This is a genomic window from Pseudomonas sp. GW821-FHT05H12 (genome assembly GCF_059419385.1).
This window is the reverse complement of record NZ_JBWKRS010000011.1, coordinates 101,036-117,530: the sequence shown is the minus strand read 5'-3', so window position 1 is coordinate 117,530 and position 16,495 is coordinate 101,036. Positions and strand designations below refer to the sequence as shown.

The 16,495-nt window shown below is 62.2% G+C and carries 16 protein-coding genes; 13 read left to right on the top strand and 3 right to left on the bottom strand.

Annotation, left to right across the window (positions count from 1 at the left end):
- Window positions 1-6 precede the first annotated feature (6 nt).
- Complete coding sequence (locus AC07SU_RS12280) at window positions 7-870, bottom strand: PHP domain-containing protein (RefSeq protein ID WP_176994274.1); 864 nt, start codon at window positions 868-870, stop codon at window positions 7-9.
- A gap of 87 nt (window positions 871-957) precedes the next feature.
- On the opposite strand from AC07SU_RS12280, the gene AC07SU_RS12275 reads away from it, so the two are divergent.
- From AC07SU_RS12275 to AC07SU_RS12245, 7 genes are all read left to right on the top strand, one after another.
- Window positions 958-1,554, top strand: a complete 597-nt coding sequence (locus AC07SU_RS12275; RefSeq protein WP_178925316.1) for a septation protein A — start codon at window positions 958-960, stop codon at window positions 1,552-1,554.
- 1 nt (window position 1,555) lies between these two features.
- On the top strand, window positions 1,556-1,855 hold the full coding sequence (locus tag AC07SU_RS12270; RefSeq protein ID WP_494997160.1) for a YciI family protein: 300 nt from the start codon (window positions 1,556-1,558) through the stop codon (window positions 1,853-1,855).
- A 106-nt stretch (window positions 1,856-1,961) separates the two neighbouring features.
- Complete coding sequence (locus tag AC07SU_RS12265) at window positions 1,962-2,369, top strand: SH3 domain-containing protein (RefSeq protein WP_176994277.1); 408 nt, start codon at window positions 1,962-1,964, stop codon at window positions 2,367-2,369.
- Window positions 2,370-2,376: 7 nt separating this feature from the next.
- Entirely contained in the window at window positions 2,377-3,054 is a 678-nt protein-coding gene (locus tag AC07SU_RS12260) for a response regulator transcription factor (RefSeq protein ID WP_176994278.1), read from the top strand.
- A gap of 252 nt (window positions 3,055-3,306) precedes the next feature.
- Window positions 3,307-3,771 carry an LTXXQ domain protein gene (locus AC07SU_RS12255; protein WP_176994279.1) on the top strand — a complete coding sequence of 155 codons (465 nt, stop codon included), beginning with the start codon at window positions 3,307-3,309 and terminating at the stop codon, window positions 3,769-3,771.
- A gap of 66 nt (window positions 3,772-3,837) precedes the next feature.
- Complete coding sequence (locus tag AC07SU_RS12250; RefSeq protein ID WP_494997159.1) at window positions 3,838-5,181, top strand: sensor histidine kinase; 1,344 nt, start codon at window positions 3,838-3,840, stop codon at window positions 5,179-5,181.
- A gap of 40 nt (window positions 5,182-5,221) precedes the next feature.
- The gene (locus tag AC07SU_RS12245; RefSeq protein WP_494997158.1) at window positions 5,222-6,571 is read left to right on the top strand and encodes a CoA transferase; all 1,350 of its coding nucleotides are present in this window, start codon (window positions 5,222-5,224) and stop codon (window positions 6,569-6,571) included.
- A 97-nt stretch (window positions 6,572-6,668) separates the two neighbouring features.
- On the opposite strand, the gene AC07SU_RS12240 is transcribed toward AC07SU_RS12245, so the two are convergent.
- Window positions 6,669-7,532: a DNA-3-methyladenine glycosylase family protein gene (locus tag AC07SU_RS12240; RefSeq protein ID WP_494997157.1), complete on the bottom strand. Its 864-nt coding sequence runs from the start codon at window positions 7,530-7,532 to the stop codon at window positions 6,669-6,671.
- The gene (arcD, locus tag AC07SU_RS12235; protein ID WP_494997156.1) at window positions 7,529-8,956 is read right to left on the bottom strand and encodes an arginine-ornithine antiporter; all 1,428 of its coding nucleotides are present in this window, start codon (window positions 8,954-8,956) and stop codon (window positions 7,529-7,531) included. The genes AC07SU_RS12240 and arcD (AC07SU_RS12235) overlap by 4 nt, the downstream gene beginning before the upstream one ends.
- A gap of 448 nt (window positions 8,957-9,404) precedes the next feature.
- Between arcD (AC07SU_RS12235) and arcD (AC07SU_RS12230) the strand changes: the two genes are divergently transcribed.
- From arcD (AC07SU_RS12230) to gcsR, 6 genes are all read left to right on the top strand, one after another.
- Window positions 9,405-10,832 carry an arginine-ornithine antiporter gene (arcD, locus tag AC07SU_RS12230; RefSeq protein ID WP_494997155.1) on the top strand — a complete coding sequence of 476 codons (1,428 nt, stop codon included), beginning with the start codon at window positions 9,405-9,407 and terminating at the stop codon, window positions 10,830-10,832.
- A 24-nt stretch (window positions 10,833-10,856) separates the two neighbouring features.
- On the top strand, window positions 10,857-12,113 hold the full coding sequence (gene arcA / locus AC07SU_RS12225) for an arginine deiminase (RefSeq protein ID WP_494997154.1): 1,257 nt from the start codon (window positions 10,857-10,859) through the stop codon (window positions 12,111-12,113).
- A 69-nt stretch (window positions 12,114-12,182) separates the two neighbouring features.
- The gene (locus AC07SU_RS12220) at window positions 12,183-13,193 is read left to right on the top strand and encodes an ornithine carbamoyltransferase (RefSeq protein WP_176994286.1); all 1,011 of its coding nucleotides are present in this window, start codon (window positions 12,183-12,185) and stop codon (window positions 13,191-13,193) included.
- A gap of 197 nt (window positions 13,194-13,390) precedes the next feature.
- Complete coding sequence (gene arcC, locus AC07SU_RS12215) at window positions 13,391-14,320, top strand: carbamate kinase (RefSeq protein WP_176994287.1); 930 nt, start codon at window positions 13,391-13,393, stop codon at window positions 14,318-14,320.
- Window positions 14,321-14,338: 18 nt separating this feature from the next.
- On the top strand, window positions 14,339-14,701 hold the full coding sequence (locus AC07SU_RS12210; protein WP_176994288.1) for a DUF5064 family protein: 363 nt from the start codon (window positions 14,339-14,341) through the stop codon (window positions 14,699-14,701).
- Window positions 14,702-14,887: 186 nt separating this feature from the next.
- Window positions 14,888-16,399 carry a transcriptional regulator GcsR gene (gene gcsR / locus AC07SU_RS12205; RefSeq protein ID WP_176994289.1) on the top strand — a complete coding sequence of 504 codons (1,512 nt, stop codon included), beginning with the start codon at window positions 14,888-14,890 and terminating at the stop codon, window positions 16,397-16,399.
- Window positions 16,400-16,495: the final 96 nt, after the last annotated feature.

Here is a 16,495-nt window from a genome sequence, read left to right as displayed (position 1 = left end):
ACCTGTTCAGACGGTGGCAATAATGGGGTCATGCTTGAATCGCCCCCACAAGAGCGGCAGGTCTTCCGGGACGGGGCGGTATTCGCCGATCTCGGACCAGCCGCCTGGGCCATGAAAATCACTGCCGGCGCTGACCAGCAGACCAAATTCGCGGGCAAGAATCGCCAGGCTGCCCACCTGTTCGGCGGGCTGGTGCCCGTTGACCACCTCGATCGCGTGGCCGCCCGCTCCAATATAGTCGGCAATCAGCTTGCGGCGCTTGCTGCGGGTGAAATCGTAATGCCAGGGATGTGCCAGGCTGACCCAGGCCCCGGAGGCCCGCAGGGTCTCGACGGTGTCTTCCAGGGTCGGCCAGTGTTGCTTCACATCCCCCAACTTGCCGGCGCCCAGCCATTTGCGGAAGGCTTCGGCACGGTCTTTAACAAAACCTTCACGCACCATCCAGTCGGCAAAGTGCGGCCGGGCCGGTGCGTTGCCGCTGTCCCCCAGCTCCTGCTGGATGGCGCGAGCGCCGTCGAGGGCATTGGGCATGCCTTTGAGGCTGAGTTTTCGGCTTATTTCTTCGGACCGCAGCCAGCGGCCATCGTGCAAATTGGCGATGGCCTGCACCAACGGCGGGGCCTTTTGGTCGAAGCCGTAGCCCAGCACATGAATGGTGGCGCCGCCCCAGGTGCAGGACAACTCCACGCCGTTGACCAGTTGCATGCCCAATGAATGGGCGGCTTCACGGGCTTCGTCCAAGCCTTCGAGGGTGTCGTGGTCGGTCAACGCCAGGACTCGCACGCCTTTTTCAAACGCACGCGCAACCAGTACCGCGGGCGCCAGGGCGCCGTCGGAGGCCGTGCTGTGGCAGTGCAAATCAACATTCACGGGGATGTGTAACCTCAAGTCAGCTGGCGCTTTCGCTACCAAGGATGTTTGTTATTATGCCGCCACATCCAGCTTCTGGCTCTTACTGTGAAACAATTCATCGACTTCATCCCGCTGTTGTTGTTTTTCATCGTTTATAAACTCGACCCCCGGGTCATCGATCTCGCCGGCCATGAGCTGACCGTCGGAGGCATCTACAGCGCCACCGCCGTGCTGATCATCAGCTCTGTCGTGGTCTACGGCGCCATCTTCATCTCCCAGCGCAAGCTGGAAAAAAGCCAATGGCTGACCCTGGTCGCCTGCCTGGTCTTCGGCAGCCTGACCTTGGCCTTCCACAGCGAAACCTTCCTCAAGTGGAAAGCCCCGGTGGTGAACTGGCTGTTCGCCCTGGCCTTCATCGGCAGCCACTTCATCGGTGACCGCCTGCTGATCAAGCGGATCATGGGCCACGCACTGACCCTGCCGGAGCCGGTCTGGACACGCCTGAACGTGGCCTGGATCGTGTTTTTCCTGTTCTGCGGCGCTGCCAACCTGTTCGTGGCGTTCACCTTCCAGAGCTACTGGGTCGACTTCAAGGTGTTCGGCAGCCTGGGCATGACCGTATTGTTCCTGATCGGCCAGGGTATCTACCTGTCGCGCCACCTGCATGACACCGACCCTACCACGCCAAAAACCGAGGACTGACATGCTCTACGCCATCATTGCCACCGACGTCGCCAACTCGCTGGAAAAACGCCTGGGCGTTCGCCCGGCCCACCTGGAGCGTCTGAACGTATTGCAAGCCGAAGGCCGCCTCGTGCTGGCGGGCCCACACCCGGCTGTCGACAGCAATGACCCGGGGGCAGCAGGTTTCACCGGCAGCCTGGTGGTTGCCCAATTTGCCTCCCTGGCCGATGCCCAGGCCTGGGCCAAGGCCGATCCGTATGTCGCGGCAGGCGTTTATGCCGACGTCGTGATCAAGCCGTTCAAGCAAGTCCTGCCTTGATAAAGACGGCGCCGAACCTAATCGGTTCGGCAAACGCCTAATGGCTCATCATTCTCGGTAACCTGCCGACAACGTTCTGAATATTCGTGTGGAATCAGGAGTTCCGATGCGCTTAAGTCAGTTGTGTCTGTTGGCAGTGTTAATGATCGGGGCCACGGCCCACGCTGAAGAAACCTCGAACACCGGCAGTTCCACGCCCCTGTCCTTGAGTGCCGGCAGCCAGATCACCGATTTGCAGCAACGTTTGAAAGAAAGCGAGCGGCTGCGCGAAGAACTGAGCAAACAATTGCAAAACGCAGACGCTGCTCGCGAAAGCGCCCAACTGAGTCGCTTGCGCCAGGAGAACCAACGCCTGGTCCAGCAACTCAAAGAAGCACAGGGCGGCGCCTTGACCCGCTGGCTGACCGAGCAACAACAGTGGTTTGTCACCGGTGGGGCCGTCGCACTGATCGCCTTGCTGTGCGGGATCTTCGCCAGCGGTGGGCACCGTCGCCGTCGACAATGGCTAAATTGAGTGAGTCATGAGCGAGCTGTTACTGATAGATGATGACCAGGAGCTCTGTGAGCTACTGACCAGTTGGTTGAGCCAGGAAGGTTTCCAGGTGCGTGCCTGCCACGACGGCTTGAGCGCGCGCAAAGCCCTGGCCGACAGCGCGCCGGCCGCGGTGGTGCTCGACGTGATGCTGCCCGACGGCAGCGGCCTTGAGCTGCTCAAGCAATTGCGCAATGACCACCCGGAATTGCCGGTGCTGATGCTCTCGGCCCGGGGCGAACCGCTGGACCGCATCCTCGGCCTGGAGCTGGGCGCCGATGATTACCTGGCCAAGCCCTGCGACCCGCGCGAACTCACGGCCCGCCTGCGCGCCGTGTTGCGCCGCAGCCACCCGGCCGCCGTGTCCACCCAGCTGGAACTGGGCGACCTGTGCTTCAGCCCGGTGCGTGGCGTGGTCACGATCGATGAACAGGAATTCCCCCTCACCGTTTCCGAAAGCCGCCTGCTGGAAGCCTTGTTGCGCCAGCCGGGTGAGCCGCTGGACAAGCAGGAACTGGCGCAGATCGCCCTGGGCCGCAAGCTGACCCTTTACGATCGCAGCCTGGACATGCACGTGAGCAACCTGCGCAAGAAGATCGGCCCGCACCCGGACGGCCGCCCACGTATCGTGGCGTTGCGTAGTCGGGGCTACTACTACAGCCTATAAGCGCTGCACTAATCCTCTGTGGGAGCTGGCTTGCCTGCGATGGGATCAACTCGGTCCGTCTGTGAGACCGAGTCGTCTGCATCGCAGGCAAGCCAGCTCCCACAAGGAATATACCCAGCGCTCTTAATAGTTTTGTCAGTTCGCACCAAAACCCTCTTTACCCAAGCTTTACCCACACCTGACCGCCGCTGACCTCTATCTCCTTAATCTACTCACATCCGGACTCACCGGAATAGAGACAGGAGAATCACCATGCGCAAGACCCTTATCGCTTTGATGTTCGCCGCTGCCCTGCCCACCGTTGCCATGGCGGCACTGCCTGACGGCCCAGGCCCGATGGGCGGCCCCGAAGGCCACATGATGGGTGGCCCGGGCCACGGCGGTGAACACGGTCCGCGTGGCAAAGGCGGCCCCTTCAGCCAGCTGGACCTGACCAAGGAACAGCGCCAGCAGATCGGCAAGCTGATGGGCGACCAATGGCACGCTCGCAAAGACCTGGTCAAAAAGTACCTGGACAAACTCCCGGCCGCTGACCAGAAAGCCATGCAGGACGAGATCGCAGCCGGCAAGCAGAAAACCCAGGCCGACATCCGCGCCGTGCTCAAGCCTGATCAGCAGAAGAAGTTCGACGAGATCGTCAAGAAGCAAGCCGAGCGCCGTGCCGAGTGGAAGGAATTCCAGGCCTGGAAAGCGCAACAACCGCAAAAAGCGCAATAATGGCTTAGCGTCACGCTCCAGCCCAGTGGTCACCGCCACTGGGCTTTTCCTGTTTGAGGGTTTCCTGTGCGTTCATTGTTCTGGCGTATCCTGGCCAGCTTCTGGCTGGCCATCGCCCTGGTTGCCGGGTTGTCGATTCTGCTTGGGCACATGCTCAACCAGGACGCCTGGATTCTCAGCCGTCACCCTGGCCTTAACAACCTGGCGCAGGAGTGGACGCAGCTCTATGAAACCCAGGGCGAAGATGCCGCCCAGGAATTGCTGCAACAGCGCAAACGCCAGTACCACATCGACGTACAAGTGCTGAATGAAAGCGGCGACCCGGTGGTGCGTGGCACCTTCCCGCGCCGTGCCGCCGCCTTCGAAGCCCGGCAAAACGACAGCCAGGACGGCCACCTGCCGTGGCGCCGCCTGACCGCCGAATACACCAGTGAAAAAACCGGCGACACCTACCTGCTGATCTACCGCATTCCCCACCCGGAACTGGATGCCTGGCACCGCAGCAGCCTGGCGTGGCCCTTGAGCGCGCTGGCGATCGCCCTGGTGGTGCTGACCCTGTTCAGCCTGCTGGTGACGCTGTCCATTACCCGCCCGCTCAGCCGCTTGCGTGGCGCGGTGCATGACCTCGGCCAGACCACCTACCAGCAAAACAGCCTGGCGCGACTGGCCAACCGGCGCGATGAGTTCGGCGTATTGGCCACCGATTTCAACCGCATGGGCGCGCGCCTGCAAAGCCTGATCGGCAGCCAGCGCCAACTATTGCGGGACGTGTCCCACGAGCTGCGCTCGCCGCTGGCACGCCTGCGCATCGCCCTGGCCCTGGCCGAACGCGCCAGCCCCGAAGAACGGGAAAAACTCTGGCCCCGCCTGACCCGTGAATGCGACCGCCTGGAAGCACTGATCAGCGAGATCCTGGTACTGGCCCGCGTCGATGCCGACAACGCCGGCGCCGAAGAAGTCGACCTCACCCCACTGCTCAAGGCCTTGCAAAAGGACGCGCAATTGGGCGCGCCCGACCAGGTGGTGCAACTGAGCGCCGAACCCGACCTGCACCTCAAAGGCTGGCCGACCATGATCGAACGTGCCGTGGACAACCTGCTGCGCAATGCCCAGCGCTTCAACCCGCAAGGCCAGCCCATCGAATTGAGCGCCCAGCACCTGGGCGAACGCATTCTGATCAGCGTGCGCGACCACGGCCCCGGCGTTGAGGATGAACACCTGAGCCAATTGGGCGAGCCGTTTTTCCGTGCCCCCGGCCAGGCCTCCCAAGGCCACGGGCTGGGCCTGGCGATTGCGCGCCGCGCAGCGGAACGCCATGGCGGCAGCCTGATCCTGGCCAACCATCCGCAGGGCGGTTTCATTGCCAGCATCGACCTGCCGTTGGAACCGGGGGTTGCCACACCGCCCTGAGGATCTTCTATAGTGGCCCTTCTCTTACGGAGGGCCTTTGATGACTGACCTGCTGACACCCATCCAAGCCGCACTCGCTCTACCCCCTACACCGCTGACCTTTACCGAAGCGGGCGCCCTGCCCTCGACCTTCGCCGTGACCGACCTGGCCAGCGCCAGTATCGGCGCCGCCGGCCAGGCCGTTGCCCGGTTGATCGAGCAACAGACCGGGCGCTTGCCCAGTGTCACCGTGGACCGCCGCCTGGCGTCGTTCTGGTTTTCTTCCTCGATTCGCCCGGTCGGCTGGCAAGTGCCGCCCCTGTGGGACCCGGTGGCCGGTGATTACGCCTGCGCCGACGGTTGGATCCGTTTACACACCAACGCGCCCCACCACCGCGCCGCGGCCGAACGCGTACTGGGCAACGTCGCCGACCGTACCGAGATGGCGAGCAAAGTGGCTCACTGGAACGCGGCCGAACTGGAACAGGCGATCGTCGATGCAGGCGGTTGCGCCGCGCAGATGCGCAGCTGGCAAGCCTGGCAGGCCCACCCGCAAGGGCTGGCGGTAAATGCCGAAGCGCTGGTGCAGCGCCACACCTATGAAACCACCACCGACAAACCCTGGCTCGGCAGCGTGGCGCGCCCCTTGGCCGGCCTCAAGGTGCTGGACCTGACTCGCGTATTGGCCGGCCCGGTGGCCAGTCGTTTCCTCGCAGGCTTGGGCGCCGATGTGCTGCGCATCGATTCGCCCTCCTGGAACGAACCCGGCGTCGTGCCGGAAATGACCCTGGGCAAACGCTGCGCCCGCCTGGACCTCAAGAGCGCCGAAGGCCGGCAGGTCTTTGAAAACTTGCTTAAAGAGACCGACATCCTGTTCCACGGTTACCGCGCCGATGCCCTGGAGCAACTGGGCTACACCGCCAACGCGTTGCAACAGATTGCGCCCGGCCTGATCGACGTGAGCCTCAACGCCTACGGTTGGAGCGGCCCATGGCGCAACCGTCGTGGCTTCGACAGCCTGGTGCAGATGAGCAGCGGGATCGCCGACGCGGGCATGGCCTGGAAACAGGCGGACAAACCGGTGCCTTTGCCGCTGCAGGCGCTGGATCACGCCACCGGCTATCTGATGGCGGCCGCTGCGATTCAGGCGTTGAGCGAGCGGTTGAAGTCGGGGCGTGGTGGTTCGGCGCGGTTGTCGTTGGCGCGCACGGCGACCTTGTTGGTGGAGGCTGGGCAGGTGCCGGAGCAGCCGGCGTTGCGGGCCGAGGAGCCGAGTGATCAGGGGTTGGTCGTAGAGCAAACCAGTTGGGGCCCTGCCCATCGTTTATTGGCGCCGTTAACCATCAGCGGCACGCCGTTGCAGTGGGATTTGCCGGCAGGGGAATTGGGGTCGCATCGGGCGCAGTGGTGACCTGAAAGCCGCTATCGCCGGCAAGCCGGCTCCTACAGGTGATCGCATTCCAATTGTAGGAGCCGGCTTGCCGGCGATGAGGCCCTCACGGCCACCCTCAATCCCCCCGGCTCAACGACGTCCACAAATGCTGCGCGGCATACGCCCGACGCGGCCGCCACGCCTCGGCACGCGCCAATAACTGCCGCGCCGACACCGGCCCGCCTTCCAGCGCCGTCAGCGCATTGATCAAGCCAATATCCCCCGACGCAAACGCATCGGCTTCACGCATCTGGCGCATGGCGATGTACTGCGCCGTCCAATCGCCAATCCCGGGCAACGCGACCAAGCGCGCCACGCCTTCCTTGAGGCTGGCCTTGGGTTCAAACAGTTCAGGGTCATCCAACAGCGCCTGGGCCACACCGGACAAGGTGCGACCACGGGCCTTGGGCATGCCCAATGTGGCCAGGTCCGCCGCCGCCAACACCTCGGCTGACGGGAACACATGGGTGATGCCAGCGCAGGGCGTCTCCAGCGGCGTACCGTATTGCGCCACCAACTTGCCCGCCAGGCGGATCGCCGCGACCACCGTGATCTGCTGGCCCAGCACGGCACGAATGGCCAGCTCCAGGCCATCCCAGGTGCCAGGCACCCGCAAACCGGGGCGCGCGGCAACCAATTGCGCCATCAGCGGGTCCTTCGCCAATTGCGGGTTGATCAGTCGCGGCTGGGCGTCCAGGTCGAACATCGTGCGCAATCGCCGCTCGATCTCGGGCAAGGCCGACCGGGTTGGAAAATCAACGTCGACGTCCAACCAATCCCCCGCCCCCGGCGCCACGCTGATCAGGCCAGGTTGCCCGTTCACACTGATACTGCGCCGGTACACGCCGGCCTCGACGGTCTCCAACCCGCTGATCGCCCGCACCGACAAAAAACCCACCATCGCCGCCCAATCGTAGGGCGGTTGATACGCCAGTCTCACAACGACAGCACCCCGCTGTACAACCCATACGCCGCCAGCCCCGCGCCAGCGATCACGCAGCTGAAAATGCCTTTTTCCATGGCCGTGAACAAGGGCTGGCCCTGCTCACGCTTGGCCAGTGCAAACAGGATCACCCCCGGCGCGTACAACAGCGCCGACAGCAGCAGGTATTTCAAGCCGCCGGCATACAACAGCCACACGGCGTAGCCGAGGGCGATCAGACCGACGAGCAAATCCTTCATGCGGCGGCGCTGGGCACCTTCATAGGTTTCACCGCGCCCACTCAACAGCACGGCGTAGGCCGCCGACCACAGGTACGGCACCAGAATCATCGAGGACGCCAGGTAGATCAGCGTGGTGTAGGTACTTTGGGAAAACAGCGTAATCACCAGGAACAGCTGGATCATCACATTGGTCAGCCACAAGGCATTGACCGGCACCTGGTTGGCATTTTCCTTCTTCAAGAACGCCGGCATGGTCTTGTCATGGGCGGTGGCGTAGAGGATTTCCGCACAGAGCAGCGCCCAGGACAGCAAGGCACCGAGCAACGAAACCGCCAGGCCGACGCTGATCGCCATCGCGCCCCAAGGGCCGACGATATGTTCCAGCACACCGGCCAACGACGGGTTTTGCAATTGCGCCAGTTCCGGCTGGCTCATGATCCCCAGGGACAGCACATTCACCAGCACCAATAGCGCGAGCACGCCGAGAAACCCGATCACCGTGGCGCGGCCCACGTCTGAACGCTTTTCGGCGCGGGCCGAATACACGCTGGCGCCCTCAATGCCAATAAACACAAACACGGTGACCAGCATCATGTGACGCACCTGGTCCACCACGCTGCCCATGCTCGGGTTGCCCAGGCCCCAGATATCGCGGGTGAAGATATCGGCTTTGAACGCCACGGCAGCAATCACGATAAACATCAGCAACGGCACGATCTTCGCCACGGTGGTCACTTGGTTGATGAACGCCGCCTCCTTGATCCCGCGCATCACCAGAAAATGCACGGCCCACAGCAACAACGACGCACACGCGATGGCGATGGGCGTGTTGCCTTGGCCGAACACCGGGAAAAAGTAGCCGAGGGTACTAAATAGCAACACGAAGTAACCGACGTTGCCCATCCACGCACTGATCCAATACCCCCAGGCGGATGAAAACCCCATGTAGTCGCCAAAACCTGCCTTGGCGTAGGCATACACACCGGAGTCCAACTCGGGTTTGCGATTGGCCAGGGTCTGGAACACGAAAGCCAGGGTCAGCATGCCGACAGCGGTGATCGCCCAGCCGATCAACACGGCACCGACCTCGGCGCGGGCGGCCATGTTCTGCGGCAACGAGAAAATCCCGCCACCAATCATCGAGCCCACCACCAGTGCAATCAGGGCGCCAAGTCGAAGTTTCTGGGCCGGTTGGGACATGAAGACTCCTGAATAAAATAATTGTTTGAGCTGACAACTGTGCACTCAACTAATTAACTCAGCGAGTGTAGCGTTTATTAGAGACCGCGATAAAACAGCCACGCTCATAACGTAATGGCATGTCAGTTTATCGAGTTTAGGCTTATTTAGAATTTAAATACCGCTTGAACTTCTCCACGCGCGAGCTACGCCACACTGTCAATGAGAAAAGTTTGCACATTCAGGAAAACAGACTAGCTTCAAACGTCCACACCCCTGACTAAATGATTAACCACAACGGGCGCAAGGCTCTGGAACAAGCCTTCCCGAGGACTTCTATCGCCCCCGAACTTTCAGCCTAAGTCATTAATTCACAATGGAATGTGCCAATGAAGTGATCTGAGTCAGCTGTTTGAATAGCGCACAGAATTATTCTGTGTTCTCTCTTCTCCTGCATTGGAGTCACGCAATGTCTGAAACTCCCGGAAAACTAAGGCTTGGTGCGCTCGTTGCACTTGTCGTGGGCTCGATGATCGGCGGGGGGATCTTCTCACTGCCGCAGAACATGGCCGCCAGCGCCGACGTCGGCGCCGTTTTGATCGGTTGGGTCATCACCGCCATCGGCATGCTGACCCTCGCATTTGTGTTCCAGACCCTCGCCAACCGCAAACCCGACCTCGACGGCGGCGTCTACGCCTACGCCAAGGCCGGCTTCGGCGACTACATGGGTTTCTCGTCCGCCTGGGGTTACTGGATCAGCGCCTGGCTGGGCAACGTCGGTTACTTCGTGTTGCTGTTCAGCACCCTCGGTTACTTCTTCCCTATCTTCGGCGAAGGCAACACGCCAGCGGCCGTGATCGGCGCCTCGGTGTTGCTGTGGGCCGTGCACTTTTTGGTATTACGCGGGATCAAGGAAGCGGCGTTCATCAACCTGGTGACCACCGTCGCCAAGGTGGTGCCGCTGGTGCTGTTCGTGTTGATCGCCCTGTTCGCGTTCAAGCTGGACATCTTCACCGCTGACATCTGGGGCGTGAAAAACCCGGACCTGGGCAGCGTGATGAACCAGGTGCGCAACATGATGCTGGTCACCGTGTGGGTGTTCATCGGCATCGAAGGCGCGAGCATCTTCTCGTCCCGTGCGGAAAAACGCTCCGACGTGGGCAAGGCCACCGTGATCGGCTTTATCACCGTGCTGCTGTTCCTGATGCTGGTGAACGTGCTGTCCCTGGGGATCATGACCCAACCGGAACTGGCCAAGCTGCAGAACCCATCGATGGCCGCCGTGCTGGAGCATGTGGTGGGCCACTGGGGCGCGGTGCTGATCAGCGTTGGCTTGATCATCTCGCTGCTGGGGGCGCTGCTGTCGTGGGTGCTGCTGTGTGCGGAGATCATGTTCGCCGCCGCCAAGGACCACACCATGCCGGAGTTCTTGCGCAAGGAGAACGCCAACCACGTACCGGTCAATGCCCTGTGGCTGACCAACGCCATGGTGCAGCTGTTCCTGGTGATCACGCTGTTTTCGGCCAGCACCTACCTGTCGCTGATCTACCTCGCCACCTCAATGATCCTGGTGCCTTACCTGTGGTCGGCGGCCTACGCGCTGCTGCTGGCGGTGCGCGGCGAGACCTACGAAACCGCGTTGGCCGAGCGCAAGAAAGACCTGTTCATCGGCGCCATCGCGCTGGTGTACGCGATCTGGCTGCTCTACGCCGGCGGCACCAAATACCTGCTGCTCTCTGCCCTGCTCTACGCCCCCGGCGCGATCCTGTTCGCCAAGGCCAAGCGGGAACTGGGCAAACCGATTTTCACCAACGTCGAGAAGCTGATTTTCGCCGCAGTGGTCATTGGCGCCCTGGTGGCGGCCTATGGGCTCTACGACGGCTTCCTGACGCTGTAATTGTTGATAACTGGAGGATCTGTAATGACCACGGAAAAAGTGAAGTACGGCGTACATTCCGAAGCCGGCAAACTGCGCAAAGTCATGGTGTGCTCCCCAGGTTTGGCCCACCAGCGGCTGACCCCCAACAACTGCGATGAACTGCTGTTCGATGACGTGCTGTGGGTGGCCCAGGCCAAGCGCGACCACTTCGACTTCGTGACCAAGATGCGCGAGCGGGATATTGATGTGCTGGAAATGCACAACCTGCTCACCGACATCGTCGCCATCCCCGAAGCGCTGGACTGGATCCTGGAGCGCAAGATCACCGCCAATACGGTTGGCCTGGGCCTGGTCAATGAGGTCGGCTCCTGGCTGCGCAGCCTGGAACCGCGCAAGACCGCCGAGTATTTGATCGGTGGCGTGTCGGCCGATGACCTGCCGAGCACCTTCGGTGGCAAGGCCATCGAGATGTTCCGCGATTTCCTCGGCCACTCGAGCTTCATCCTGCCACCGCTGCCCAACACCCAGTTCACCCGTGACACCACCTGCTGGATCTACGGCGGCGTGACGCTCAACCCGATGTACTGGCCGGCGCGACGCCAAGAGACCTTGCTGACCACCGCCATCTACAAGTTCCACCCCGAGTTCACCAACGCCGACTTCCAGATCTGGTACGGCGACCCCGACCAGGAACACGGCGCCTCGACCCTGGAAGGCGGCGACGTGATGCCCATTGGCAACGGCGTGGTCCTGATCGGCATGGGCGAGCGCTCGTCCCACCAGGCGATCGGCCAGTTGGCGCGCAACCTGTTCAAGAACAAGGCGGTGGAAAAAGTCATCGTGGCCGGCCTGCCGAAATCCCGCGCGGCGATGCACCTGGACACCGTGTTCAGCTTCTGCGACCGCGACCTGGTCACCGTCTTCCCCGAAGTGGTCAGCCAGATCGTCCCGTTCACCCTGCGCCCTGACGAGAGCAAGCCCCACGGCATCGATATCCAACGGGAGAAAACCAACTTCCTCGACACCGTGGCCGCCGCCCTCGGCCTCAAGGCCCTGCGCGTAGTGGAAACCGGTGGCAACAGCTTCGCCGCCGAACGCGAGCAGTGGGACGACGGCAACAACGTGGTGGCCGTGGAGCCAGGCGTAGTCATTGGCTACGACCGCAACACCTACACCAACACCCTGCTGCGCAAGTCCGGGGTGGAAGTCATCACCATCAGCGCCGGTGAACTGGGCCGTGGCCGTGGCGGCGGCCACTGCATGACCTGCCCGATCATCCGCGACCCAATCGACTACTAAGCGACCATCCACCCGGCGGCCTCCACCCGAGGCCGACCGGGCCGATTACCGAACTCAAGGAGAATCATCATGGCGTTCAACATTCACAACCGTAACCTGCTCAGCCTGGAACACCACACCCCACGCGAGCTGCGCTACCTGCTGGACCTGTCCCGCGACCTCAAGCGCGCCAAGTACACCGGCACCGAACAGCAACACCTCAAGGGCAATAACATCGCGCTGATCTTCGAAAAAACCTCCACTCGCACCCGGTGTGCCTTCGAAGTGGCGGCCTATGACCAGGGCGCCAATGTCACCTACATTGACCCGAATTCCTCGCAGATCGGTCACAAGGAAAGCATGAAGGACACCGCCCGCGTGCTCGGGCGCATGTACGACGCCATCGAGTACCGTGGCTTCAAGCAGGAGATCGTCGAAGAGCTGGCCAAGTTCGCCGGCGTGCCGGTGTTCAACGGCCTGACCGATGAGTACCACCCTACCCAGATGATCGCCGACGTGCTGACCATGCGCGAACACGCCGACAAGCCGATCCACGAGATCAGCTACGCGTACCTCGGGGACGCGCGCAACAACATGGGCAACTCGCTGTTGCTGGTGGGCGCCAAGCTCGGCATGGACGTGCGCATCTGCGCGCCAAAAGCCCTGTGGCCCCACGATGACCTGGTGGGTCGCTGCAAGAAATACGCAGAAGAAAGTGGCGCACGCATTACCCTCACCGAAGACCCGAAAGCCGCGGTGAAGGGTGTGGACTTCATCCACACCGACGTGTGGGTATCGATGGGCGAGCCGGTGGAAGCCTGGGCCGAGCGTATCGAGCAACTGCTGCCGTACCAGGTGAACGCCGAGCTGATGAAAGCCACCGGCAACCCGCGCACCAAGTTCATGCACTGCCTGCCGGCGTTCCACAACAGCGACACCAAGGTGGGCAAGCAGATTGCCGAGCAATACCCGCACTTGGCCAACGGCATTGAAGTGACGGACGACGTGTTCGAATCGCCAGCTTGCATCGCCTTCGAGCAAGCGGAAAACCGCATGCACACCATCAAGGCGATTTTGGTGTCGACCCTGGCTGACCTTTAAGGCACGACACCGTCAATGTGGGAGCTGGCTGGTGTGAGATCTGGCTTTTGTGGGAGCTGGCTTGCCTGCGATGCAGGCAACTCGGTCGCTCAGGTAGACCGCGGTGATGCCATCGCGGGCAAGCCCGGCTCCCACAAAAAGCCCGGCTCCCACATTGACCGTGCTCCTTCATCAGAATTTTCAGAAGGACATTCGCTATGCGTATCGTCGTAGCACTGGGCGGTAACGCCCTGCTCCGTCGTGGTGAACCCATGACGGCGGACAACCAACGCGCCAACATCCGAATCGCCACCGAACAGATCGCCAAGATCCACCCCGGCAACGAACTGGTGATCGCCCACGGCAATGGTCCGCAAGTCGGCCTGCTGTCGTTGCAGGCGGCGGCTTATACCCAGGTCTCGCCGTACCCGCTGGACGTGCTCGGTGCCGAAACCGAAGGCATGATCGGCTACATCATCGAACAGGAACTGGGCAACCTGCTGGACTTCGAGGTGCCGTTCGCCACCCTGCTCACCCAGGTGGAAGTGGACGCCAAGGACCCGGCCTTCAAGAACCCGACCAAGCCCATCGGCCCGGTGTATTCCAAGGCCGAAGCAGAAAAACTCGCCGCTGAAAAAGGCTGGGCGATTGCGCCGGACGGCGACAAGTACCGTCGCGTGGTCGCCAGCCCACGGCCCAAACGCATCTTTGAAATCCGCCCGATCACCTGGTTGCTGGAAAAAGGCAGCATCGTGATCTGCGCCGGCGGCGGGGGTATCCCGACGATGTACGGCGAGGACGGCAAGCTCAAAGGCATTGAAGCGGTGATCGACAAAGACCTCTGCTCCTCGTTGCTGGCCGGGCAGTTGAAGGCCGATTTGCTGGTGATCGCCACCGACGTCAACGCGGCCTTTATCGACTACGGCAAGCCCACTCAAAAAGCCATCGGCCAGGCCCACCCGGACGAAATGGAAAAACTCGGCTTCGCCGCCGGCTCCATGGGGCCCAAGGTGCAAGCCGCCTGCGAGTTCGCCCGCCAGACTGGAAAAACCGCCGTCATCGGTTCACTCTCGGACATCGAAGCGATTGTCCAGGGCAGCGCCGGCACGCGCATCAGCACGGCAAAACCTGGCATCACCTACCTGTGAAGTAGAGGAGAAACGCCTATGGCCACCTTTGAACCGGGTCACTTGCACGTCGAACGTCATGCGCTCAACGCCCAGGACTATAGCTACAACCTGTGCATCGACTATGAAGTCAGCCAGGATCCCAAGGAAGGCAAGGGGATGCTGTTCAAACTGCATGGCTCGGTCCAGGGCAAAGACCTCAAGGAAGAGTTTTTCCTACCCAAGGACCAGGCGTTCGACTTTGCCCGGCATGCGATGAACATCGCGCAGAAGTACGGCATGCCGAAGATCGCCGTGCTCAATGGGGCGATGCACAAGCAGTACGACCTGATGTTCGAGGATGTGCGGCATCAGCTGGATGTAAAACCCGGCGATCCGATCAAACCCGAACACCTGGAGTAACCCGATTTCACTGACACCGGCGATCCCCTGTGGGAGCTGGCTTGCCTGCGATGGCGGTGGATCAGTCACTGAAAATAGTGACTGTCAGTCCGCTATCGCAGGCAAGCCAGCTCCCACATTTTTTGATCTGCATCGCCTGTCAGGCATACTGGCCACCTCCCGCTTCCCAGAACCAAACGCCACCCCATGCGTATCCACGTCAGCTTCATCGACCGCGTCGGCATCACCCAGGAAGTCCTGGCCCTGCTCGGTGGGCGCAATCTCAACCTGGATGCGGTAGAGATGGTGCCGCCCAACGTCTACATCGATGCGCCAACCCTGAGCGCCGACGTACTCGAAGAACTGCGTGACGCGCTGTTCAGCGTGCACGGTGTGCAGGCCGTGACCGTGGTGGACATCCTTCCCGGCCAGCGCCGTCACCTGCAACTCGACGCCCTGCTGGCCGCCATGACCGACCCGGTACTGGCCCTGGACAGCGCGGGCAAGATCCTGCTGGCCAACCCGGCCCTGATCGCGCTGTACGGGCGTGAACCGGCCGGCGAAAGTATCAGCGACCTGTTCAACGACCCGGCGCTGCTCGACACCTTGCTCGAACACGGTTTTCGCCTGCCCCTGCGCGAGATCAGCGTCAACGGCCAGACCCTGCTGCTGGATGCCACGCCGATCACCGACGCCGGCGCCCTGCTGACCCTGTATCAACCCAACCGCATCGGCGAACAGCTGTCAGCGTTGCACCACGACCATGCCGAAGGGTTTGACGCGCTGCTGGGCGAGTCCCCGGTGATCCGCACCCTCAAGGCGCGGGCGCAGCGGGTGGCCGCGCTGGATGCGCCGCTGTTGATCCAGGGTGAAACCGGCACCGGCAAGGAGCTGGTGGCCCGCGCCTGCCACGCCATCAGTGCGCGGCACAGTGCGCCGTTCCTGGCGCTGAACTGCGCGGCGCTGCCGGAAAACCTCGCCGAAAGCGAACTGTTCGGTTATGCGCCCGGTGCCTTTACCGGCGCGCAACGGGGCGGCAAGCCGGGGCTGATGGAGCTGGCCAACCAGGGCACGGTGTTCCTTGATGAGATCGGCGAAATGTCGCCGTACCTGCAGGCCAAGCTGCTGCGCTTTCTCAATGACGGCAGCTTCCGTCGTGTGGGGGGCGACCGTGAAGTGAAGGTCAATGTGCGCATCCTCAGCGCCACCCACCGCGACCTGGAAAAGATGGTCAGCGAAGGCACCTTTCGCGAAGACCTGTTCTACCGCCTCAACGTGCTCAACGTCGAAGTGCCGCCCCTGCGCGCACGCGGCCAGGACATTCTGCTGCTGGCGCGCTACTTCATGCAGCAAGCTTGCGCGCAGATCCAGCGCCCGGTGTGCCGCCTGGCGCCCGGCACGTACCCGGCGCTGCTGGGCAACCGCTGGCCAGGCAACGTGCGCCAGTTGCAGAACGTGATCTTCCGCGCCGCCGCCATTTGCGAAAGCAGCCTGGTGGACATCGGCGACCTGGACATCGCCGGCACCTCGGTGGCACGCCAGAGCGACGGCGAAATCGACAGCCTGGAACAAGCCGTGGAAGACTTCGAGCGCAACCTACTGGAAACCCTCTACACCAGCTACCCCTCCACCCGCCAACTGGCCAGCCGCTTGCAGACCTCCCACACGGCGATTGCCCATCGCCTGCGCAAGTACGGCATTCCAGCCAGCAAACCCTGAATACGCACGATCAAAATGCACGCGATCACATTGTAGGAGCACAGGGGGGGGGGGGGGGGGGGGGGGGGGGGGGGGGGGGGGGGGGGGGGGGGGGGG

Bases quoted from the DNA above. Each gene is read 5' to 3' on its own strand.
- arcC (WP_176994287.1), top strand. From the start codon at position 13,391: ATGCGTATCGTCGTAGCACTGGGCGGTAACGCCCTGCTCCGTCGTGGT.
- arcD (WP_494997155.1), top strand. From the start codon at position 9,405: ATGTCTGAAACTCCCGGAAAACTAAGGCTTGGTGCGCTCGTTGCACTT.
- AC07SU_RS12260 (WP_176994278.1), top strand. From the start codon at position 2,377: ATGAGCGAGCTGTTACTGATAGATGATGACCAGGAGCTCTGTGAGCTA.
- arcA (WP_494997154.1), top strand. From the start codon at position 10,857: ATGACCACGGAAAAAGTGAAGTACGGCGTACATTCCGAAGCCGGCAAA.
- gcsR (WP_176994289.1), top strand. From the start codon at position 14,888: ATGCGTATCCACGTCAGCTTCATCGACCGCGTCGGCATCACCCAGGAA.
- arcD (WP_494997156.1), bottom strand. From the start codon at position 8,956: ATGTCCCAACCGGCCCAGAAACTTCGACTTGGCGCCCTGATTGCACTG.
- AC07SU_RS12270 (WP_494997160.1), top strand. From the start codon at position 1,556: ATGCTCTACGCCATCATTGCCACCGACGTCGCCAACTCGCTGGAAAAA.
- AC07SU_RS12210 (WP_176994288.1), top strand. From the start codon at position 14,339: ATGGCCACCTTTGAACCGGGTCACTTGCACGTCGAACGTCATGCGCTC.
- AC07SU_RS12265 (WP_176994277.1), top strand. From the start codon at position 1,962: ATGCGCTTAAGTCAGTTGTGTCTGTTGGCAGTGTTAATGATCGGGGCC.
- AC07SU_RS12245 (WP_494997158.1), top strand. From the start codon at position 5,222: ATGACTGACCTGCTGACACCCATCCAAGCCGCACTCGCTCTACCCCCT.
- AC07SU_RS12255 (WP_176994279.1), top strand. From the start codon at position 3,307: ATGCGCAAGACCCTTATCGCTTTGATGTTCGCCGCTGCCCTGCCCACC.
- AC07SU_RS12220 (WP_176994286.1), top strand. From the start codon at position 12,183: ATGGCGTTCAACATTCACAACCGTAACCTGCTCAGCCTGGAACACCAC.